This window comes from Streptomyces aureocirculatus, assembly GCF_000720475.1.
Lineage (GTDB): Bacteria > Actinomycetota > Actinomycetes > Streptomycetales > Streptomycetaceae > Streptomyces > Streptomyces aureocirculatus.
This window is the reverse complement of the sequence record NZ_JOAP01000033.1, coordinates 1-16,938: the sequence shown is the minus strand read 5'-3', so window position 1 is coordinate 16,938 and position 16,938 is coordinate 1. Positions and strand designations below refer to the sequence as shown.

General features: G+C 71.4%; 19 protein-coding genes. 4 read left to right on the top strand and 15 right to left on the bottom strand.

Going from position 1 to position 16,938, the window contains the following annotated elements:
• Positions 1-233: 233 nt before the first annotated feature.
• The 6 genes from IG78_RS0127465 to IG78_RS42750 all read right to left on the bottom strand — a co-directional run bounded on the left by IG78_RS0127465 (position 234) and on the right by IG78_RS42750 (position 6,125).
• A complete protein-coding gene (locus IG78_RS0127465) occupies positions 234-1,073 on the bottom strand; it encodes an ABC transporter permease (protein WP_030567862.1) in 840 nt (279 codons plus the stop codon).
• Positions 1,070-2,080: a daunorubicin resistance protein DrrA family ABC transporter ATP-binding protein gene (locus tag IG78_RS0127460; RefSeq protein WP_030567860.1), complete on the bottom strand. Its 1,011-nt coding sequence runs from the start codon at positions 2,078-2,080 to the stop codon at positions 1,070-1,072. The genes IG78_RS0127465 and IG78_RS0127460 overlap by 4 nt, the downstream gene beginning before the upstream one ends.
• Before the next feature lie 203 nt (positions 2,081-2,283).
• A complete protein-coding gene (locus IG78_RS0127455) occupies positions 2,284-2,928 on the bottom strand; it encodes a PadR family transcriptional regulator (RefSeq protein WP_030567858.1) in 645 nt (214 codons plus the stop codon).
• Positions 2,929-3,009: 81 nt separating this feature from the next.
• Positions 3,010-3,558: a DinB family protein gene (locus IG78_RS0127450; RefSeq protein ID WP_030567856.1), complete on the bottom strand. Its 549-nt coding sequence runs from the start codon at positions 3,556-3,558 to the stop codon at positions 3,010-3,012.
• Between the two features lie 134 nt (positions 3,559-3,692).
• Complete coding sequence (locus IG78_RS0127445; protein WP_030567854.1) at positions 3,693-5,150, bottom strand: aldehyde dehydrogenase family protein; 1,458 nt, start codon at positions 5,148-5,150, stop codon at positions 3,693-3,695.
• A 123-nt stretch (positions 5,151-5,273) separates the two neighbouring features.
• Positions 5,274-6,125, bottom strand: a complete 852-nt coding sequence (locus tag IG78_RS42750; RefSeq protein ID WP_404827765.1) for a helix-turn-helix domain-containing protein — start codon at positions 6,123-6,125, stop codon at positions 5,274-5,276.
• Between the two features lie 336 nt (positions 6,126-6,461).
• Between IG78_RS42750 and IG78_RS0127435 the strand changes: the two genes are divergently transcribed.
• Positions 6,462-6,950, top strand: coding sequence for an ATP-binding protein (locus tag IG78_RS0127435; protein ID WP_030567852.1), 489 nt, complete (start codon positions 6,462-6,464; stop codon positions 6,948-6,950).
• Positions 6,951-7,007: 57 nt separating this feature from the next.
• On the opposite strand, the gene IG78_RS0127430 is transcribed toward IG78_RS0127435, so the two are convergent.
• From IG78_RS0127430 to rpmG, 5 genes are all read right to left on the bottom strand, one after another.
• A complete protein-coding gene (locus tag IG78_RS0127430; RefSeq protein ID WP_030567850.1) occupies positions 7,008-7,247 on the bottom strand; it encodes a DUF397 domain-containing protein in 240 nt (79 codons plus the stop codon).
• Between the two features lie 304 nt (positions 7,248-7,551).
• On the bottom strand, positions 7,552-7,794 hold the full coding sequence (gene rpsR, locus IG78_RS0127425; protein WP_030567848.1) for a 30S ribosomal protein S18: 243 nt from the start codon (positions 7,792-7,794) through the stop codon (positions 7,552-7,554).
• 2 nt (positions 7,795-7,796) lie between these two features.
• The gene (locus IG78_RS0127420; protein ID WP_051852986.1) at positions 7,797-9,026 is read right to left on the bottom strand and encodes a CobW family GTP-binding protein; all 1,230 of its coding nucleotides are present in this window, start codon (positions 9,024-9,026) and stop codon (positions 7,797-7,799) included.
• Positions 9,026-9,274 (bottom strand): type B 50S ribosomal protein L31, encoded by a 249-nt coding sequence (locus IG78_RS0127415; protein ID WP_030567844.1) that lies wholly within the window; start codon positions 9,272-9,274, stop codon positions 9,026-9,028. The genes IG78_RS0127420 and IG78_RS0127415 overlap by 1 nt, the downstream gene beginning before the upstream one ends.
• Before the next feature lies 1 nt (position 9,275).
• Complete coding sequence (gene rpmG, locus IG78_RS0127410) at positions 9,276-9,440, bottom strand: 50S ribosomal protein L33 (RefSeq protein ID WP_014150502.1); 165 nt, start codon at positions 9,438-9,440, stop codon at positions 9,276-9,278.
• 71 nt (positions 9,441-9,511) lie between these two features.
• Between rpmG and rpmB the strand changes: the two genes are divergently transcribed.
• A complete protein-coding gene (gene rpmB, locus IG78_RS0127405; protein ID WP_030567840.1) occupies positions 9,512-9,748 on the top strand; it encodes a 50S ribosomal protein L28 in 237 nt (78 codons plus the stop codon).
• Complete coding sequence (gene rpsN, locus IG78_RS0127400; RefSeq protein WP_030567838.1) at positions 9,748-10,053, top strand: 30S ribosomal protein S14; 306 nt, start codon at positions 9,748-9,750, stop codon at positions 10,051-10,053. The genes rpmB and rpsN overlap by 1 nt, the downstream gene beginning before the upstream one ends.
• Positions 10,054-10,391: 338 nt before the next feature.
• Here the strand turns inward: rpsN and IG78_RS0127395 are convergent, their stop codons facing one another.
• The 4 genes from IG78_RS0127395 to IG78_RS0127380 all read right to left on the bottom strand — a co-directional run bounded on the left by IG78_RS0127395 (position 10,392) and on the right by IG78_RS0127380 (position 14,678).
• The gene (locus IG78_RS0127395) at positions 10,392-10,784 is read right to left on the bottom strand and encodes an SgcJ/EcaC family oxidoreductase (RefSeq protein ID WP_107055010.1); all 393 of its coding nucleotides are present in this window, start codon (positions 10,782-10,784) and stop codon (positions 10,392-10,394) included.
• Between the two features lie 119 nt (positions 10,785-10,903).
• Positions 10,904-13,048: an FUSC family protein gene (locus tag IG78_RS0127390; RefSeq protein ID WP_030567835.1), complete on the bottom strand. Its 2,145-nt coding sequence runs from the start codon at positions 13,046-13,048 to the stop codon at positions 10,904-10,906.
• A gap of 59 nt (positions 13,049-13,107) precedes the next feature.
• Positions 13,108-13,506 carry a MerR family transcriptional regulator gene (locus IG78_RS0127385; protein ID WP_030567833.1) on the bottom strand — a complete coding sequence of 133 codons (399 nt, stop codon included), beginning with the start codon at positions 13,504-13,506 and terminating at the stop codon, positions 13,108-13,110.
• Positions 13,506-14,678 carry a DUF2786 domain-containing protein gene (locus tag IG78_RS0127380; RefSeq protein ID WP_030567831.1) on the bottom strand — a complete coding sequence of 391 codons (1,173 nt, stop codon included), beginning with the start codon at positions 14,676-14,678 and terminating at the stop codon, positions 13,506-13,508. Before IG78_RS0127380 ends, IG78_RS0127385 begins: the two co-directional genes overlap by 1 nt.
• A gap of 84 nt (positions 14,679-14,762) precedes the next feature.
• Here IG78_RS0127380 and IG78_RS0127375 point away from each other — a divergent pair.
• The coding region (locus IG78_RS0127375) for an FtsX-like permease family protein (RefSeq protein ID WP_030567829.1) at positions 14,763-16,938 on the top strand (2,176 nt) is incomplete at its 3' end.

Sequence of the window (16,938 nt, the reverse complement as noted above, 5' to 3'; positions counted from 1 at the left end):
CTCTCCTTGTTCGGTACGCGCCTCAGCCTGGGTCCTCACGCCGCGTGAGGTGCAAGTCCGGATTCTCCGGGGCGGGGGTGGGTGGTCCTCGCGGTGCGCCCCGGTCCCGCCCCTTCCCGAAACTGGGGCTCCGCCCCAGACCCCGCTCCTCAATCGCCGGAGGGGCTCCAAAGAGTCCGTCCGGCGATTGAGGACGAGGCGCGGAGCGCCGACAGGGCTGGGGTCCAGGGGGCCTACCTGCTCAGGCCCCCGAACCTCCGTACCGCCAGCGGCAGGAAGACCGCCACAAGTGCCACCGGCCAGAGCACCGCGAGCAGCATCGCGTGCTCAGCCGCCCAGGACGTCCCGGCCACCCCGGGATCGTTGCCGAACAGCTCCCGCACCGCGGTGGCCGCCGCCGACATCGGATTCCACTCGACGGCGGCGCCGAGCCAGTCCGGCATGTTCGCCGGGACGGTGAACGCGTTGGACAGGAAACCCACCGGCCAGACCAGGATCTGCACGGCGGTCACAAGCTCCGGCCTGCCCGCGACCATCGCCAGGTGGATGCCGAGCCACAGCATCGCGAACCGCAGCAGCATGAGGAGGCCGACCGCCCCGGCCACCGCGGCGAGGGAGCCGTGCCAGCGCCAGCCGATCGTGAGGCCCACGCCCATCATGACGAGCAGGGAGGCGAAGGACTGGAGCATGTCGGCGACCGAACGGCCCACCAGGACGGCGCCGTTGGCCATGGGCATGGACCGGAAGCGGTCCACCACGCCCTTGTTGAGGTCGGTGGTGACCGCGACCATCGTCGCGTCGAGACCGAACACCATGGTCAACGCGAACATCCCGGGCACCAGGAACTCGGCGTAGTCACCCGTGATGCCCTTGCCGCCGCCGATCAGGTAGTTGAACATCAGCAGCATCATCACGGGGAAGAAGAGCCCCACCAGGACCTGGACGGGCTGGCGGCCCCAGTGCGCGAGCTCGCGCCGGGTCATCGTCCAGCAGTCGGTGAGGGCCAGGACGAGCCGTGAGCCGTTCACCGTGTCCGCGGGCGGTGCCGTCGCACCGGTCGTCGTCGCGCTCACACGGCCTCCTTCATGCGGTTCTGGTCCTCCGTACGGCCCGCCGTGAGGCGCAGGAACACCTCGTCGAGGGTCGGCCTGCGCACCGCGATGTCCTCCGCTTCGATGCCCTCCTCCTGGAGCGCGCGGACCACACGGGTCAGCGCCTCCATGCGGTCGGTGACCGGCGCGCTGGCCAGCCGCCGGTCGGCGTCGACCGTCACACCGTCCGTGCCGCCCACGCCGTCCGTGCCGCCCAGGGCGTCCGTGCCGCCCACGGCGCCCGGCAGCAGGCGTGCGGCGCGCACCAGCTCGGCCCCGTCGCGCACCACCACGTCGATGCGGTCACCGCCCAGCCGCGCCTTAAGGTCGTCCGTGGTGCCCTCGGCGATGACCCGGCCGTGGTCGACCAGGGAGACGCGGTCGGCCAACTGGTCGGCCTCCTCCAGGTACTGCGTGGTCAGGAGCACCGTCGTACCGCCGCCGACCAGGGAGCGCACCGACTCCCACACCTCGGCCCTGCCGCGCGGGTCGAGGCCGGTCGTCGGTTCGTCGAGGAACAGCACCTCCGGCTCCGTAATCAGCGACGCCGCTAGGTCCAGGCGACGCCGCATGCCGCCGCTGTACTGCTTGACCGCCTTGCGGCCGGTGTCCGCGAGGCCGAAGCGGGCCAGGAGTTCGTCGGCCCGTACGCCCGCGCGGCGCGCGCCCAGGTGGTGCAGGCGCCCGAACATCTCCAGGTTCTGCCGTCCGCTCAGCTCCTCGTCCACCGCGGCGTGCTGACCGAGGAGGCCGATGCGACGGCGCACCTCACGCGCCTGCCGCCGCGCGTCGCACCCGGCGATCTCCACGCGGCCCTCGTCCGCCCGCAGCAGCGTGGCCATGATCCGCACCGCCGTGGTCTTGCCCGCGCCGTTCGGACCGAGCACTCCGTGCACCGTGCCCCGCGCGGCCACCAGGTCGAGCCCGTCCAGGGCCCGCTTCTCGCCGTACCTCTTCCGTGCGCCCTCGACGACGATCGCGTCCGTCATCCGTCTCCCTCCAGGGGTCGAGCACCGCCAGCCGTGCCCCACAAAATCCCTGGTAATCAAGCTTGACTACCAGGGGCGGCCCAAAGGTACTGCCCGAACGCGAGACTCGTCAAACTTGATTACTGTGACGCTTCAGATGCCGGAGGTATCAGATATGCCGGAGCTACCGGAGGTATCGGAGATACCGCAGATGCGCCGATGCCTCAGGCGTCGTCGCCCGCGTGCCGCTCCCCCGTCGCGAACGGGTTCTCCTCGCCGTCGGCGAGCACCGCGACGAACGGCTCCCCCTCGCCGGCGAAGGTGTACGCGCCGCGTTCGACACGCTCGACGAGTTGGCGGGTCCACGCCGCGCCCGCATCCGCCGAGTGCAGCCACAGGTTCATGATCTCGCCGATGTGACCGAGCTGTTCGGGCCCGTCCTCGGGGGTGTAGTAGTCGGTGACGGAGGTCCGCCAGTCCTCCATGTTCTGGATCCGCTGTTTCAGCAGGGCCACGACTTCCCCGCGCGGCAGGTCGACCATGAAGCCCACCGCGGCCGAGAGCATGTCGGGCTTCTGGTTGTGCGTGGACGTCAGCGCCTCACGGACAAGGGCGAGGTACTCCTCGACACCCTTGTCCGTGATCTCGTACTCGGTACGGGGCGGACCGCCCGCCGTGGACGGCGCGGTCTCGTGCTCGTGCAGCAGGCCCTGCTTCGCCATCTGCTTGAGGGCGTGGTAGATCGAGCCCGGCTTGGCGTTGGACCACTCGTGGGCGCCCCAGTACTCCAGGTCGTTGCGCACCTGGTAGCCGTGCGCACGCCCGTGCTGACGGACGGCCCCGAGTACAAGCAGCCGGATCGCTGACATCCACGCACCCTTCAGTCCCTTGCCTTGCGTCGTTCAGTCGACGCTATTCATCAACTTTGACTAGGGTACGGGTCCGGACGCTCATCCCCACGACTGGCCCGACTCCAGGGCCACCAGCTCGAAGGCCGTTCTGCCGTCGAGGGACTCCCTGATGATGTCGGCGTGACCGGCGTGCCGGCCGATCTCCTCGATAAGGTGCAGCATCAGCCAGCGCATGGAGACGGCGCCGTCGCTGGGGAACCAGGGCGCATCGGGCAGCGGGAAGGTGTCGTCAAGGCTCGGCACCGCGCGGATGAACTCCTCGGTCTCCGCGGCCACCTGCTCCCAGAGGGCGAGGACGTCGGCGAGCGTCTCGTCCTCGACGAGCCGGAAGCTGTCGCCCCAGGTCTCCTCGGTCCGCTGCCGCTCGTTCGGCTTCTGCTGTGCCATACGCAGCCAGTTCAGCTCGGTCTCCGCGACATGCTTGACGAGGCCGCCGAGGGTCAGCTCGCTGGCGCTCGGGCGGGCCGACGCCTGCTCGTCGCTCAGGCCGAGCACCGAGCGGCGGATGCCGCCGCGCTGGGCGTCCACGAAGGCGATCAATGCGCCGCGCTCGTCGCCGTGAGCTTCCGCGTTGACGTGGGTGACCATGGTGTCCGCCTTTCTGCGCCCTGCCGGGCCGTCGGCCTTTCCGACACCACAGACGCTACGGACCCTTGCGGACAGGTGCTGTCCTCAAGGGTCCGCGGGTGTGGAATTCAGCTCTCCGGGAGCTCCACGGCGCCTCAGAACGGGAAGCGCGAGCGGCCGTGCTGTACCGAGATCCACTTGTGGGTCGTGAACGCCTCCACCGTCGCCTCGCCGTTGAGGCGCCCGACGCCGGAGTGCTTCTCGCCACCGAAGGGCACGATCGGCTCGTCGTGGACGGTGCCGTCGTTGATGTGGATCATGCCGCTGTTGATGCGCTTGCCGAGCCGCACCCCGCGCTCGATGTCACCGGTGTGGACGGCGCCACTCAGACCGTACGGAGTGTCGTTGGCGATGCGGACGGCCTCCTCCTCGCCGTCGAAGGGCAGGATGAGCGCGACCGGGCCGAACACCTCCTGGCGCAGCACGGGAGCGTCCTCGGGCAGGTCGGTGAGGATGGAGGGCGCGACCAGATTGCCCTCGGTGGCGCCGTGCAGCAGGGCCGTGGCGCCCGCCTGGACGGCCTGCGTGACCAGCGAGGTCACGCCGTCGGCCTGCGAGGAGTTGATGAGCGGGCCGATGTGCGTCTCCGGGGACGCCGGGTCGCCGACGTTCAGGGTCTTCACCTTGGCGACGAACTTCTCGGTGAACTCGGCGAGCACGGCCCGGTCCACGAGGATGCGGTTCGCGGCCATGCAGACCTGGCCCTGGTGCACGAAGCGGCTGAAGACGGCGGCGTCGACCGCGTAGTCCACATCGGCGTCCTCCAGGACGATCAGGGCGCTGTTGCCGCCGAGTTCGAGGACGCAGCGCTTGAAGTTCTGGGCGCAGACCGTGGCGACGTGGCGGCCGACGGCGTCGGAGCCCGTGAAGGAGATGACGCCGGGCACCGGGTGCTCGATGAGCGCGTCGCCTATCTCGGCGATGTCCGTGATGACGACGTTCAGGACGCCCGGCGGCAGGCCCGCGTCCTCGAAGATCTTCGCGATCAGGCTGCCGCCGAGGATCGGGGCGTTCTGGTGCGGCTTCAGGACGACGGCGTTGCCGAGGGCGATGGCGGGGGCCACCGACTTCAGCGAGAGCAGGAAGGGGAAGTTGAAGGGGCTGATGACACCGACGACGCCCACCGGGACGCGGTAGAGGCGGTTCTCCTTGGTGTCGTCCGGCGAGGGGAGTATGTGGCCCTGCGGGGCGAGCGCGAGGTGTATCGCCTCGCGCAGGAACTCCCTGGCCAGGTGCAGCTCGAAGCCGGCCTTGACCAGCGTGCCGCCGAGCTCGGCGACGATCGCCTCGGTGATCTCCGCCTCGCGGTCCTCGATGATCCGCAGGACGCGTTCGAAGACGGTACGCCGGGCGTAGGGGTTGGTGGCGCCCCAGGACTCCTGGGCGCGCTGCGCCGCGCGGTAGGCCTGGTCGATCTCGTCCGCCGTGGCGACCGTGATCGACGCCAGTTTCTCCCCGTTGTACGGGTTGAAGTCGATGATGTCCCAGGAACCGGAGCCGGCCTTCCACTCACCGTCGATGTACTGGTGAGCCAGATCGGTGAAGAAGGACATGACGCGAGACCCCTTGCCGCAGAGTGCAGACACCTGATTTCACGTCATCCTACTGACGATTCAGGTCAGTTGGAGTAGACCACGGAGAAGGTCACGGCTGTCGGCCGGATCAGGACAGTCCTGTTACAGCTCGGCCATCACCCGTTCGTACTGGGCGACTTCTTCGGGCTTGTCCAGATAGAGCGCGCCCGTCAACTGCTCCAGGTACACGACGTCCGACAGGTCGGACTCGGGGAAGCTGAGCATCGTGAACGCGCCGGACTCGCCCGCGTGCCCGCCGAAGGTGAACGGCATGACCTGCAACGTCACGTTCGGGCGCTCCGAGATGTCGATCAGATGCTGGATCTGGCCGCGCATCACCTCGCGGTCGCCGTACGGGCGGCGCAGGGCCGCTTCGTCCAGGACGCAGGCGAACTTCGGGGCACGCTCGGACACGAGCAGCTTCTGGCGCTCCAGGCGCAGTGCCACGCGGCGGTCCACGTCGGCCTGGTTGACCCGGTTGCCGCGCGCGGACTTGCGCCCTCCGCCCGTCTTGCCTGCGGCTGCGGCCTTCATGCCGCGCTCGACGACCGCGTGGGCGTAGGCCTCGGTCTGCAACAGGCCGTTGATGAACTGGACTTCGTAGACACGGATCAGGGAGGCCGCGCCTTCGAGACCGATATATGTCTGGAACCAGCCGGGCAGGACGTCCGAGTAGCTGTGCCACCAGCCCGTCAGGTTCGCCTCCTTGGCGAGCGAGAGGAGTGCGCCGCGCTCCGCCTCGTCCATGACGCCATAGAGCGTGAGGAGGTCCTCGACGTCCCTCGACTTGAAGCTCACCCGTCCCAACTCCATGCGGCTGATCTTCGATTCGGATGCGCGGATCGAGTAGCCGGCCGCCTCACGGGTGATGCCCCGCGACTCTCTCAGGCGCCTCAGTTGCGAGCCCAGCAGAATGCGCCGTACCACCGAGCCGCTCGACTCCCCAGCGGTCACTTCGCTCAGTCCTCCCCAAGGTGTGAGACCCGCAGTCTGCCATTAAACGCTTCAGGCCGTGCTCGTTCGGTTACGGAAAGGGAAAGCCTCAGGAAGGTCTCCGCAAGAAGTCGTCGGAAGAAATAGGCAAGAAACAGCCCAGGAACGGTCGAGTCCGGCGCGTGCACGTGCATCTGCCCTTGCATCTGCTGTACGCATTCGGAACCATGGTCCGCGCGTCACCGCTGCGCCATCGCTGTGCCGCCCGGCTGTACCGACCGCGCCACCGCCCGATCGCTTTGTACCGCGAACCGCGAAAACCGGGGAGTGCCTCGCATGGGGACGAATGGATCGACCATGCTCGAGCCGTTACGGCAGGGCCTTCCTCCGCTCGACCCCTCCGCGGTCTCCAGCGCGGCCTCCTGCGCTCTTCCCGCCCGCTACGAAGCCGTGGGCAGCGCCCGGCAGTTCACCCGCAAGACGCTGGTGTCCTGGGACCTCGAAGAGCGGTTCGACGACATCGCGCTCGTCGTGTCGGAGCTCGTCACCAACGCCCTGCGGCACGCGCTGCCCGCGGACACTCCGCGTGCCGCGTGTCCGGTCGGCGCCACCGAGGACGCGCCCGTGCGTCTGCACATGATGCGCTGGACCTCGCGTCTGGTGTGTGCGGTACGGGACCCCAGCGACGACAGTCCGGTGGCGCGCGAGGAGGCGGATGACGACTTCTCCGCCGAGTCGGGCCGCGGCCTCTTCCTGGTGGACTCGTTCAGCGACGGCTGGGGCTGGCACCCGCTGGCGGGCGCGCTGAACGGCAAAGTGGTGTGGGCGCTGTTCCAACTGGCCTAGGCCCGTGGCCCCCCAGGGGGCCCGGGCGCCGGTTGGGCCGGGGACCCGCGGCGCCGGTCAGCCCCCGATGAGGTCGTCGAACTCGCCGTCCTTCATGCCGAGCAGCATGGCCTCGATCTCGGCGCGCGTATAGACGAGCGCGGGCCCCTCGGGGAACCGCGAGTTGCGGACGGCCACGTCGCCGCCCGGCAGTTTCGCGAACTCCACGCAGGCACCCTGTGAATTGCTGTGCCTGCTCTTCTGCCAGATGACCCCGTGAAGATCCGTGGCCGCCATGCCGTTGAACACGTGGTGCACAGGTCGCTCCCCGGTGGTGCCGTGGCTGTTGTTGTAACTGTCAACTGTCCCGGATCATAGCTCTGTTCATGTGCTGATGCATGGGCAGATGCACGTGCACGCGGTGTGGTGAGCTGGTTACAGCCCTCGGTTGACCGGATCGAACACCGCCCCGCTCGCTATGACAGACGCAAAGAGAGCCATTACGGCTGCTCTTTTTGGCCGAAGTCGAAAAGAACGCCGCCGCGTGGCGGACGGGGAGGTGTCCACCGCGCGACGGCGTTACGGGCGTCACGGGATGTATGCCGCGAAAGGGCGCGGCCCCTCAGCGGGACGCGTACGGCAGCAGCGCCATCTCGCGGGCGTTCTTGATGGCCTTCGCCAGTTGCCTTTGCTGCCGCACCGTCACCCGGGTGACCCGGCGGCTGCGGATCTTGCCGCGGTCGGAGAGGAACTTCCGCAGCAGGTCGGTGTCCTTGTAGTCGATGTATGTGATTCCCGCCGTATCGAGGGGGTTGGGCCGGGGCTTCAGGGGCTTGCCTGCACGGTCGGGGCGGCGCGGGGACAAGGTCAGACCTCCAGGAGGGCGTCGAAGGCGGGGGTCAGGGTCTTCCAGGCGGCACGCCCCGCGGCGTACTCCTCGTCCGTGAGGAGGCAGGACTCCAGGACCTCGGCGATTCCGTCGCGGTCCAGGCCCGGCGAGGTGAACACCAGGTGCTGGCAGCAGTCCCCGTGCTCGGGGTGCCAGTCGAGCGCGGCGGCGGCCCTGCGCACCGGCGGCACCATCTCCCACGCGGCGTCCGGCAGGGAGGCGAGCCAGGGTCCGGCGTTCTCCACGCACAGCGCGCCGCCCGCCGCGTCCCACGCGAGGAGCGTGTCGGGCCGGTCCGCGAGCCAGAAGCGGCCACGGCTGCGGGCGGCCGCACAGGTCAGGTCCTCCAGGGCGGCGTAGAGCCGCTCTGGGTGGAAGGGCCGTTCACGGTGCCAGACGAAGGTGCTGACCCCGCTGTCGTCGGCCTCCGCGGGCAGCAGCGCGCACGCCGGGTGCTGGGCCGCGGCCGCCGCCTCCACGTCGAACCCCGCGAGTGCGGCGCCCGCCAGGTCGCCGTGGCCGATCGGGACCTGGCGGGCCGTCGGGTGGAGCTGCGCGAGCAGCGCGCGGTCCTCGGCGTCCGCCTCGCCGGGGGCGGCGGGGTCGGCCGGGTCGGTCTGGTCGGTCTGGCCGTCGGGTTCGAGTACCGCGAGCACCGGCGGGTACTCCAACTGGCGCGCCCAGGTGTCGGCGACCGTGCGCTGGTCGGTGGCCGCCGCGGCGAGCCCGGCGTCCACCAGGTCGTCGCCATTGGCGAGGTACGGCAGGAGCAGGGCCGGGTCCACGGCCGTGATCACACCGGTCAGGCGCAGCGCCTGCGAGCCGTGCCCCGCGATGACCTCCGCCATGGCCTTGGGCTCGACGGAGTCCCACAGTTCGACCACCGCGAGCCGGGTGAGCCCGCCCGCGGCGAGCCGCTCCAGCTCCGGCACCAGGTCCTCGCGCAGCGCGCAGCACGCGCAGTCGTTCACCAGCGGGGCCTCGCCGGTGGAGAGCAGGCCGCCGGCGTCGCGCACCGTCCGCGCGACCGTGCCGTGCGCCGCGCTCGACAGATCGTGGTGCAGCGCCACGCTGCCGGGCACGGTGGCAAGGAGCCTGGCCACCGCCGCCGACCGTGCCTCCGCGTGCAGACCGGCGACCACTGCTACGTCCATGCGGCCCGCGGACGGCTGCGGTCCTGCCGCGCCTCCGGTGGGGTGCGCTTCCATCAGCGGCCGCCGCCGTAACGCCGCTCGAAGCGCTCGACGCGGCCCGCGGTGTCCAGTACGCGCTGCTGGCCCGTGTAGAAGGGGTGGCTCGCGGAGGAGACCTCGACGTCGATGACGGGGTAGGTGTTGCCGTCCTCCCAGACGACCGTCTTCTCGCTCGTCGCGGTCGAGCGGGTCAAGAAGGCGAAGTCCGCGGCCTTGTCGCGGAAGACGACCGGGCCGTACGGCGGGTGGATGTCGGGTCGCATGTCAGCGCTCCTCTCGGAAGTCGACGTGCCGGCCTGCCACCGGGTCGTACTTGCGCAGGGTCAGGCGGTCCGGGTTGTTCCGGCGGTTCTTGCGGGTCACGTACGTGTAGCCGGTTCCGGCTGTGGACCGGAGCTTGATGATCGGGCGGAGTTCGTTGCGGGCCATGGAGGTAGTGTATGAAAATGAATCCCGTTTTCAAATAAGCGGGAGCGAATCCGATCGAGAGGTGCGTCACCATGTCCGCCCACTGTCAGCTCACCGGCGCCGTGCCGGGGTTCGGCAATCAGATCTCCCACTCGCACCGGCGCACCCCGCGCCGCTTCGACGTCAACGTCCAGCGCAAGCGGTACTGGCTGCCCAGCGAGGGGCGCCATGTCCGGCTGCGGCTGAGCGCCAAGGGCATCAAGACCGTCGACACCATCGGGATCGAGGCCGCCGTGGCCAGGATCCGTGCCCGTGGGGTGAAGGTCTGATGGCGAAGAAGAGCAAGATCGCCAAGAATGAGCAGCGGCGGGTTGTCGTCGCGCGGTACGCGGCGCGGCGGGCCCTCCTGAAGGAGGTCATCCGGCGGCCTTCCACGCCTGACGCCGAACGGCGTGCCGCCCGGGCGGAGTTGGCCCGGCAGCCTCGGGACGCGAGTGCCACTCGGGTGCGCAACCGTGACAGCGTGGACGGGCGTCCCCGCGGGTACGTGGGGGCGTTCGGGCTCTCCCGGGTGCGGCTGCGGGAGCAGGCTCACGCCGGTTTTCTGCCCGGCGTGCGCAAATCCTCCTGGTAGCTCGGCGCGCGATTCAGCAGCCTGGGAGGCAGTTGGGTCGCCATCACCGGGGGTGAGCCCGTTGCGCTCGTGGTCAACGGCCGTTGACGTCTTGATACTGCCCGTCTCCTGCGCCGACGGTCGTTTTCGCCCTTCCGGTTGTGGGGGTGGCGGGGTCGTGGCGGTATGGCCGTGCTCGCGTAGTGGACACTGCCTGGCTTCATCGCACCGTAAGTGTGTTGCTTGGCACGCTGCGCTCGGTCATACCGCCACGACCCCTCCGGTCGCGACAGCGTCTGCGGCTCGGTGCCTCTTGCGGTCCTGAGGTCCCGGCGGGGCTGTCGTCGGCCGGGCGAGCCCTAACCGGCCCGCACTTCAGTGTTCTGGCATGCGTGCAACAGCCATCTCCCGTCATCCTGTTTGGTCATGACGTAGAGCGGAGCGCCTTCCGTATCGCCCTCTGGCGAGTGGTAGACCTGGCGGACCTTGACGGCTGCCACGTCGGGCCGCAGGAACTGCGTGTGTACTGCCTCGTAGGTGACCTCACCGTCCCAGCTCGCCGTGGGCAGCACGGTGCGGGTGAACTCGGCGATCGCGTCGAAGCCGATGAGGACCTTGCCATGGCCGGTCGTCCAGAGGGCATCGGGATGGAACAGCGCGAGGAAACCCTCCGCATCCTTGGCGCGTTGGGTGCGCTCGACGGTGGCCACGACCTGTTCGATGGCTTTGATGTCTGCGGTTTCGGTGTTCATGCAGATCACTCTGGGACCTCAAGCGGACTTGAGGTCAAGGGGCGGTTTTCTCGTCGACGAGGGAGGGGGCGCCGTCCACCGCCCTCCCTGTGGGCGCAGCCCCAGCCACTGGGTGGCCGCTATGTGCGCGGAGGGGTGTCGCCCTGGCGTCGGGGTGTGGTGGCGCCGTCCACCAGCATGGGGGGTGGTGTTGTGTCCAGGGCCTCGGAGAGGTCGGTCAGGGCCTTGCGGAGGAGGGTGGCGCCTCGGCGGACGATCCGGGCGGGGGTGTCCTCCGGCGCCCAGGCGGTGAGGACGTCGTGGACCCGGTCCCAGCGCGGGACGCGGCGCTCCCGTACGGCCTTCGCGCCCTGCTCGGTGGCCGTACGCAGAGCGGTGGCGAGGTCGGCTGCGGCGGGCACGGGGGGCGTGCCGCGGTCCGGGAGGTGGGCCTCCAGGAGCATGGCGACCCGGCCGAACTGGGCCAGGGCTTCCTCCGCCTCCGCTGCCGCCGCCCGCGAGAGACCGCGGTGGCGTACGGGTTCGTGCTCGGCCTTGGCCAGGGCCTCCTGCCAGGCGGCCCGGGCGTCGCGCGCGGCGAGGAGGGTCTCGCGGACGTCGGGGCAGGATGTGCCCGCCGGGTCCGCGTAGTGGTCGGCGACGGCCGCCGCGTACCTGCCCTCCGCCGTCAGCCAGTCCGCGAGGCGGGTACGCAGGCGCGGCGTCTCCCACGCGGGGTACGAGGCGTACGCCGCCATGGCGAGGAGGCCGCCGATGAGGGTCAGGACGACGCGTTCGGGGACCGTCTGCGTCCACTGCTCGCCGCCCATGCCGAGGAGGAACACCACGTACGCGGCCACGCAGGCCTGGGCGGCGATCTGGCCCGTACGCATCAGGAGGTACATCAGGCCCGCGGAGGCCACCGCGAGCGCGGCGGAGAGGTGGGTGTCCGGGTGCGTCAACTGGACCAGGGCCGTGGCCAGGGTCACGCCCACCAAGGTGCCGGCGAAGCGGCCCACCGCGCGGGTGTAGGTCTGGGAGAAGTCGGGGCGCATGACCATGACCGACGCCATGGGGGCCCAGTAGGGGTGGCCCAGGGGCAGGTACGTACCGAGGATGTAGCCCGCGACCGCCACCGTGGTCACGCGCAGGGCGTGGCGGGTCACCGCCGTGTGCCGCCGCTTCAGCTCCTGGCGCATGGCCCGCAGGGCGGCCGGGACCAGGGCCGTGAGCCCGGGCCTGACCAGGTTGGCCTTCGTCGGCTGCTTGCCCGCGGCCGGGGCGGGGGTCTCGTCCGCCGACGTTCCTCCCGCCACTTCCACCACGTCCCGTAGCAGCGTGGCCAGGCGGCGGGCCGCTCGCTGGGGCGGGCCCGAGAGGACGGCGCCCGTGTCCGGGGTGCGGAAGGTGGCGATCGCCGACGGGGAGAGGTCCACCGGGTCGCCGTGGCGGATGGCGCGGGCCGCCGCGTCCAGGATGGTGCCCGTCGCGGCGAGGAGTTCGCGGACCCGGTCGCGTTCGGGGCCGTCCGCGGGGACGCCGAGGGCCGGGTCGGCCAGGGAGGCGAGGACCGGGCGGATGCGCTCGGCGACGCCGCGGGCGCCGTGGAGTTCGGCTGGGCGGGTGCGGGCCTGGCGCGGCGTGATGTGGGCGGCGGCGCGGGCCGTCATCAGCGGGACCGGGTCGAAGGGCGCCACGGGGTCGTGGCGGAGCCTGCGGGCGTAGTCCGCCTCCGCGGCCAGGGCGTCGGCGAGGGCGTCGCGGTGGGCGCCCCAACGGCGTACCGGGAACACGATCACCAGGGCCGCCTGGAGCGCGCCGCCCACGACCATCATCGCGGCGTGCCCGGCCGCCGCGGCCACGGACGTCGGCAGGGTGATCGTGACCAGCATGATCGCCACGTTGGAGGTGGCGATCAGGCCGATCGTCGGCCCCGCCGCCCAGCTCAGGCCCGCCAGGAAGGTCCACAGGGCCAGGAGGGCCAGGAAGAGGAGGAGGTGGCTGCCGGTGAGGTAACCGAGGAAGGTGGAGAGGGCCAAACTGGTGCCGGAGGCCAGGGCCAGTTCGGGGCGCGGACGCCAACTGCGCTGGAAGGTGGCGATGGCCGCCTGGAACGCGCCGAACGCCGAGCTCGCCGCGACCGCCGGGCCGAACAGCGTCAGGCTCAGACCGATCACGATCGCCAGGCCCGCCGCGCCGCGCAGCGCCACCAGGGGTTCGAGCCGCCGCCGCTCCACGGCCAGACCCGAACGCCCCGTCTTCTTCAGGGCTCGCCACCAGGTCATTTAGTGATACTACGGGGGATATTTCACATATGGGGCAAAGTGTGTGACGGATCGGTCCGTCAGCCCTGGCCACCCTGGCCTCCCCGACCTCCCACGTCCCGGGTAACCCGTACCTCGTCCAAGTACTCCGCGATGGCGTCCCTGTTGCGCAGCAGGCACTCGGCGCGGTGCGTCATGCGGGCCAGCTCCTGCTCCAGGGTGGCCAGCATCTCCGGGGTGGCGTCGGGGAAGTGGATGGTGCGGGGCCTGTTGAGGCACGGGAGTATCTGTTTGATGATCCGGGTCGGCAGGCCCGCGTCCAGAAGGCCGCGGATCTGCAGGACCCTGTCCACGGAGAACTCGTCGTAGTCCCGGTAGCCGTTGGCGGCCCTGTCGGCGACGATCAGGCCCTGCTCCTCGTAGTAGCGCAGCAGCCTGCGGGAGGCGCCGGTGCGCTCCGAGAGCTCCCCTATGCGCATCAGCCCTCCACGCGCGCGTGGTGCGCCATGTGCGCCCGGTCCGCGGCCGCCGCACCCTGCGCCCAGCCCTCGCCGTCCCGCACCCCGCGCACCCGGGTCGTGGACGTCTCGGGGAACATCCGCTCCGTCCGGTCGGTGACGGCGACGTCGCGGGCGGCGAGCACCGGGAGCAGCGCGCCGCCGTCGGTGCCGGAGTGGGTGACGGGGGCCGCGGCGGCCTCCAGGCGGGCGCCCATCCGCTGCGCGTACGCCATCAGGAAGGCCTGCCGGAACGCCTTGGTGCGCTTGCGCCCGCCCGCACGCTGACCGGCCTCCGCCTTGGTCATCGCCGCGGTGCCCTGCACGAGGAGGGAGGTGTAGAGGAGGTCCACCGCTTCGAGGTCGGGGTCGAAGCCGACGACGGTGGAGAAGGAGTACGCCTCGTTCCAGACCGCTCGGCAGCGGTTCGCGTCGGCGACGGCGTCCAGGAGGATCGCCTTGGCCGTCTCGTACGGGGCGTCGACGCCGATGCGGCAGGCGCCGGGCACACCGGCGGCCTGCGTACGGGCGGCGAGCACGGCCTCGTCGACGCTGTACCGCGCCATCAGCTCCTGCGCCTTGGCGGTCAGCGCCTCCGCCTCCTGCGGATAGCCGGTCGCCTCGGCCTTGGCGAGCAGGGCGCGGATGCGGGTGAGGGCGCGCGGTTCGTCGCCCGGGTGCGGTGGCGGCAGGTGTACGGGGGTGCCGGGCGCCGGGCCGACGGGCTCTGTCGGGGGCAGTTGGAGCAGCAGGCGGTAGAGGGCGAGTACGGCGGTGGCGTGGGCGAACCGGTCGGGGGCCCGCCAGGGCGCGTGCGCGTCGAGGGCGGCGAGCTGGGCGGGCCAGCGGGCTGGCAGCCGGTCGGGGGCGTACGCCCGGGTCTCGGCGCGGATCAGGGAGGCGGCCAGGCGTACGTGGGGCTCGTCCAGGTCGCGGCGCACCAGGCGCAGGACGTCGGCGGGCTGCCAGCCGCGCTCCCAGGCGCGACGGAGCAACTCCTCGCCCCGCGCGGCCAGTTCGGCGTCCGCGGTGGGGGCGGCGGCGAGCAGGGACGCGCCGGTGTCGAGCCCGTGTGTGGCCCCGCCCGCGCGCCCGGCGCCCGCGTCCGGCCCGTACAACGCCGCCGCGAACGCCCTGTCGATCACCGATTCCATACCCCTAAGGGTAGGCCTGGCCATACCCTCGACCGGCCCGCCAGTGGTCGTGAGCGCCGGGGCCGGGCACGGTTGGCTCGGGGCATGGTTCTTGCGTCGCTACGGGCCCGGTGGGCCGGATTTCTGGGTGCCTTCGTCGCCATCGCCCTCGGGGTGGCCCTGGTGGCCGCCATGGGGGTGGGGCTCGCGGCGAGCCTGGACCCGCCGGTGCGCGCGCCGGTGCGGTTCGCCGGGTCACCGGTGGTGGTCGCGGGGCAGGACACGCTGACGGTGGCGGTGCAGCGGGGGCCCGAGGTCCGTCGGGTGACGAAGCGGCTCGCTCATCCACACCCTGTGGACAAAGAATTGCTGCGCGAGCTTCGACTCCTGGGGCATACCCGCACAGACGGTAGGGCATCGGGCGTGGTCGGCGGGGAGACGGCAGGGGTCGACGCGGTGGGCGTGGACGCGGTGGGCGTGGACGCGCCCGTGGCCTCCGTCCGCGCCGTCGTCGCCGCGTCCGGGACCGGGGCGCGTGTCCTCACCGGTGCCGACCGGCGCCTTGTCGACCCCGCCACCGAGCGGGACGCGGAAGCCCTGGTGGCCGTGAACTCCTTCCTCGGCACGGCGGGCGGGGTCGCCGCGTTCGTGTCCGCGTTCGTGACCGCGTCCACGTTCGCGTTCGTGGTGGCCCTGCGGCGGCGCGAGTTCGGGCTGCTCCGGGCGGCCGGGGCGAGTCGGGGGCAGGTGCGGCGGTGGGTGCTCGGCGAGGCGCTCGTGGTGGGCGCGGTGGCCTCCGCGGTCGGGTGTGCGGGTGGGGCGTGGGCCGCGCCCGTGCTTGCCGGGGTGCTGGTGGACGTGGGCGTCGCGCCTGCGTGGTTCACGGTCGCCGAGGGGTTCTCGGGCTCCACCTGGGCGTGGTGGCCGTACCAGCTCGCCTTCTGGACCGGCCTCGCCGTGGCGCTCGCCGGGTCCTGGAGCGCGGCGCGCCGGGCGGGGCGGGTCAGTCCCGTGGCGGCCCTGCGGGACGCTTCGCTCGATGTGGGGGTCATGCCGCCTGCCCGGCGGGTGGTGGGGGCGGGGTTGCTTGTGGGCGGGGGCGGGTGGTTGCTGTGGACGCTCTGGGCTGCGCCCGCTGAGCTGATGAAGCGGAAGTTCTATGTGGTGGAGGGGATGGTGCTCGCCACTGCGGTGGCGGCGCTCGTGCCTTTGGCGGTGCGGTACGTGGACCGGGTCGCCGTTGGCCTTCAGGGTGCCGCTCGTGGCCTCCAGGGTGCTGCTCGTGGTCTCCAGAGTGCTGCTCGTGGTCCCCAGGGTGCCGCCCGCGTGGGTTGTGCTCGCGGAAGCAGGGGGCGACGTGCGAGGACCCTTGTCCGGTTGGCACGGGCCAACATGGCCGGGGCCGTGCGGCGTACGAGTGCGGTGGCTGCTCCCGTGCTCGTCACCGTGGCTCTCGCGGGGTGTCTGCTCGGCTCCGCCGCGACGGTCGGGCGGGCCGAGGCCGTGGAGGCGCGGGCTCGTACCGCCGCGGATCTCGTCGTCACCGGTGACAGGTTGAAGCCGGTCGCCGGGGGCGTCCCGGGGGCCGTGGTCGCCGCCTCCGCGGCCACCGCCGTGTACGTACGCGAGGACGGTGGCACCGCGCTCGTGCGCTCCGAGGCCCGCGCGGTGAGCGACCCGCGGGCGTTCGCGGCGGTGACGCGGCTGCCCGTCGTCGCCGGGGACGTGCGCCGGCTCGACGACCGTTCCATCGTCGTCAACGAGGAGTGGGAGCGGCGCCGGGTCGGCGAGTGGGTGGACGTACGGCTCGGGGACGGGCGTCCGGCGCGGTTGCGGATCGTGGCGGTGCTCGCACGCGGTACCGGTGACAACGGGGCGTACGTGACGTCCCGCAACGTTCCTGTCGCCCCGTTCGACCGCATGGACGTGACCCTGCGGCCGGGGGCCGACCGTGCGGCTGTCGTGGCGGCGCTGCGGGTTGCCACCGGGGGTGAGGTGCGGTCCGCCGGGGAGTGGTTGGCCGCCGAGTACCCCGGGGTGCGGGGGCAGACGCGGCTCGGGTTGCTCATGCTGCTCGGCATCTGTCTCGCGTACACGGCGATCTCGCTGGTCAGCACGCAGTTGATGTCGGCGGGGGTGCGGGGGCCCGAGCTGCGTTCGTTGCGGCTTGTGGGGGCCTCCCCTGGGCAGATTCGGGTGGTGGTGGGTGTGGAGGCGGGGCTTGCTGTGGGGGTGGGGGCGGTGCTTGGGCTCCTTGTGACGGTGGTGGGGCTCGGGGGGT

What these genes read in the sequence shown, in the direction of transcription:
- IG78_RS0127445 (WP_030567854.1), bottom strand. Translation starts at nt 5,150, where the DNA reads ATGTCCTTCTTCACCGATCTGGCTCACCAGTACATCGACGGTGAGTGG.
- IG78_RS0127415 (WP_030567844.1), bottom strand. Translation starts at nt 9,274, where the DNA reads ATGCGACCCGACATCCACCCGCCGTACGGCCCGGTCGTCTTCCGCGAC.
- rpmG (WP_014150502.1), bottom strand. Translation starts at nt 9,440, where the DNA reads ATGGCCCGCAACGAACTCCGCCCGATCATCAAGCTCCGGTCCACAGCC.
- IG78_RS0127455 (WP_030567858.1), bottom strand. Translation starts at nt 2,928, where the DNA reads ATGTCAGCGATCCGGCTGCTTGTACTCGGGGCCGTCCGTCAGCACGGG.
- IG78_RS0127435 (WP_030567852.1), top strand. Translation starts at nt 6,462, where the DNA reads ATGCTCGAGCCGTTACGGCAGGGCCTTCCTCCGCTCGACCCCTCCGCG.
- IG78_RS0127420 (WP_051852986.1), bottom strand. Translation starts at nt 9,026, where the DNA reads ATGGAAGCGCACCCCACCGGAGGCGCGGCAGGACCGCAGCCGTCCGCG.
- IG78_RS0127390 (WP_030567835.1), bottom strand. Translation starts at nt 13,048, where the DNA reads ATGACCTGGTGGCGAGCCCTGAAGAAGACGGGGCGTTCGGGTCTGGCC.
- rpsN (WP_030567838.1), top strand. Translation starts at nt 9,748, where the DNA reads ATGGCGAAGAAGAGCAAGATCGCCAAGAATGAGCAGCGGCGGGTTGTC.
- IG78_RS0127460 (WP_030567860.1), bottom strand. Translation starts at nt 2,080, where the DNA reads ATGACGGACGCGATCGTCGTCGAGGGCGCACGGAAGAGGTACGGCGAG.
- rpmB (WP_030567840.1), top strand. Translation starts at nt 9,512, where the DNA reads ATGTCCGCCCACTGTCAGCTCACCGGCGCCGTGCCGGGGTTCGGCAAT.
- IG78_RS0127395 (WP_107055010.1), bottom strand. Translation starts at nt 10,784, where the DNA reads ATGAACACCGAAACCGCAGACATCAAAGCCATCGAACAGGTCGTGGCC.
- IG78_RS0127380 (WP_030567831.1), bottom strand. Translation starts at nt 14,678, where the DNA reads ATGGAATCGGTGATCGACAGGGCGTTCGCGGCGGCGTTGTACGGGCCG.
- IG78_RS0127450 (WP_030567856.1), bottom strand. Translation starts at nt 3,558, where the DNA reads ATGGTCACCCACGTCAACGCGGAAGCTCACGGCGACGAGCGCGGCGCA.
- IG78_RS0127385 (WP_030567833.1), bottom strand. Translation starts at nt 13,506, where the DNA reads ATGCGCATAGGGGAGCTCTCGGAGCGCACCGGCGCCTCCCGCAGGCTG.